General features: G+C 41.6%; 3 protein-coding genes. All 3 read left to right on the top strand.

The genetic code is table 11. The annotated features are described in order from the left end of the window. The first annotated feature begins 211 nt into the window (after positions 1-211). Entirely contained in the window at positions 212-754 is a 543-nt protein-coding gene (locus BMW61_RS21415; RefSeq protein WP_009984887.1) for a GNAT family N-acetyltransferase, read from the top strand. 93 nt (positions 755-847) lie between these two features. Then, positions 848-1,645: a class I SAM-dependent methyltransferase gene (locus BMW61_RS21410; RefSeq protein WP_091826109.1), complete on the top strand. Its 798-nt coding sequence runs from the start codon at positions 848-850 to the stop codon at positions 1,643-1,645. Positions 1,646-1,686: 41 nt separating this feature from the next. Beyond that, positions 1,687-2,325 carry a GNAT family N-acetyltransferase gene (locus BMW61_RS21405; protein ID WP_091826106.1) on the top strand — a complete coding sequence of 213 codons (639 nt, stop codon included), beginning with the start codon at positions 1,687-1,689 and terminating at the stop codon, positions 2,323-2,325. Positions 2,326-2,452 lie beyond the last annotated feature (127 nt).

The raw sequence follows: 2,452 nt of genomic DNA, 5'->3' as shown, positions 1-2,452 counted from the left end.
TGAAAGAAAATATGGCTGCGGAACGAGTTCTTCTTGACCCGCACCAAGATAATAAAAGGGCTATAAGGGCATACGAGAAAGCCGGGTCTGAAATCATTAAATCACTTCCAAAACATGAGATGTTTGAGGGAGAAAATGTAGATTGCTGGCTGATGGAATTAGCACTGTAGATTCCAGTTTGCAGAGATGCCGTTGGTAAGAGAGGTATGCCATGATACTTGAAACGAAAAGATTGATCCTCCGACCGTGGGAAGAAAGCGATGCGGAGAATTTATTTAAATATGCAAGTCATCCTGATGTGGGACCAATCGCAGGATGGGCGGTTCATACAAGTGTAGAGAATAGCCGTGAAATAATCCGGAGGGTTCTTTCAGCGCCGGAGACCTATGCTGTAGTATTAAAAGAATCAGGCCAGCCTGTTGGCAGCATTGGACTTATGCTTGGGAAAGCCAGCAATATTGGCCTTCCTGATTCAGAAGGTGAAATCGGCTACTGGATCGGAGTTCCGTATTGGGGACGAGGGCTGATACCGGAAGCAGTCAGGGAATTGATGCGCTACGGTTTTGAAAACCTGAAACTTAATAAAATATGGTGTGGTTACTTTGATGGGAATGAAAAGTCAAAGCGTGTTCAGGAGAAGTGCGGTTTTCATTATCATCATACGGCCTATAATGTGCCCTGTGCCATAGAGGGCGTTCTCCGAACGGAACACATAACATGCCTTTCCAAAGAGGAATGGCAGTCTGTCAGATAACTTCGAGTTTGTCGGGCTGAAGTTGGCGTGTTATACCGGAATATAATACCCCATGTATTGTTTAAAAATGGAATAAACGGAAGGATTATTTCTATGATAATTGATAGACGTATAGATGCCGGGAAGGCGTTTGACTGGGGAAGAACTTCTGAAGAATACGCAAAATACAGGGATGTCTATCCGAATGAATTTTATCAGAGGATTGCAGATAGAGGGCTTTGCATAGATGGACAGAATGTGCTCGATCTTGGGACAGGAACCGGCGTACTGCCACGTAATATGTACCGGTATGGAGCAAATTGGACAGGAACTGATATCTCTCCTGAACAGATAGAACAAGCTAAACGCCTGTCGGAAGACGCCGATATGAAGATTGATTTTCAAACGGTACCTACAGAAGAAATTGATTTTCCAAAAGAAAGCTATGATGTAATTACGGCTTGTCAGTGTTTCTGGTATTTCGATCATGAGCGAGTTATGCCCAAATTGGCTGACATTCTTAAGCCGGATGGAAGGCTGCTGATCCTATATATGGCATGGCTTCCCTTTGAAGATAAGATAGCAGGAAAAAGTGAGGAGCTTGTTCTGAAATATAATCCTAACTGGACAGGTGCCGGGGAGACCAAACATGCAATATGGATCCCCAATGTGACTTATGAGTATTTCGAATTGGAAGATCATGAAGAATACGATTTGAAGATATCATTTACTAAGGAATCATGGCATGGGCGGATGAAAGCCTCTCGAGGCGTGGGTGCGTCATTGTCGGAGGAAGAACTTGAAAAATGGGATGAAGAACACAGGGAATTGCTTGATGAAATAGCGCCTGAGCAATTCGAGGTACTTCATTATGCTGCATTGGCAATACTGAAAAAAATAACTTCCAGTTGAAATAAGCAAATTGGCAGTTTGTCTTACGAGGAGAGCAGAAAATGGAATATGTAATAAAGAGTTTGACTCCTGATTTGGCGGAGGATTATTTTGATTTCTTTGATAATAGGGCATTTTCAGATGGATCGCCATTCTATCCGTGTTATTGCAATGCATTCAATCTAAGTAAAGAAAGAATGGAAAAGGAATTGTATCAGAGGGCAGAGGATTATGGTAACGGACTGGAAGGCTGGATAAGAGCACTTAGGGAATCAGCTGAAAGGATGGTGCAGGCAGGAGAAATCAAGGGCTATTTGGCATATGATAATGGAATAGCAATAGGCTGGTGCAATTCGAATGACAGGATGAGCTACTATAGAACCGGTGAATTTGATCTGCATACTTTGCCTGATGATGAGGAATACACACATAACATTGCTCCAGGTGAAGTTAAGGCTATAGTATGTTTTGAAATTTCTCCGGAATACCGAGGTAAGGGAATTGCAACGCAGTTTTTACGTAGAATCTGTGATGATGCAAAGCTCGAAGGATACAAATATGTTGAAGCATATCCGGTAAAGGATGGAGAGAATATAGAAATGGCTTTTACCGGACCGTTACGATTATATGAAAAGGCCGGCTTTGAAATCTTTGAACTGTCCGGCAATACATATACGGTGAGAAAAAAACTGATTCTATAAATGGGAATATATTTCAGGATAACCGAGAAAGATGAATTTGAAGGGATAAAATATGTTTTTTGGTGTAGAAGATTTAAAGACAGATGAAATATTTTTAAAACTAACTAAAACATGTGAGGAACAACCT

Origin of the sequence: Butyrivibrio sp. ob235 (assembly GCF_900109475.1) — a bacterium.
Lineage (GTDB): Bacteria > Bacillota > Clostridia > Lachnospirales > Lachnospiraceae > Butyrivibrio.
Note: the sequence above shows the minus strand (reverse complement) of the source record. Positions and strands in the feature narration are given on the sequence as shown.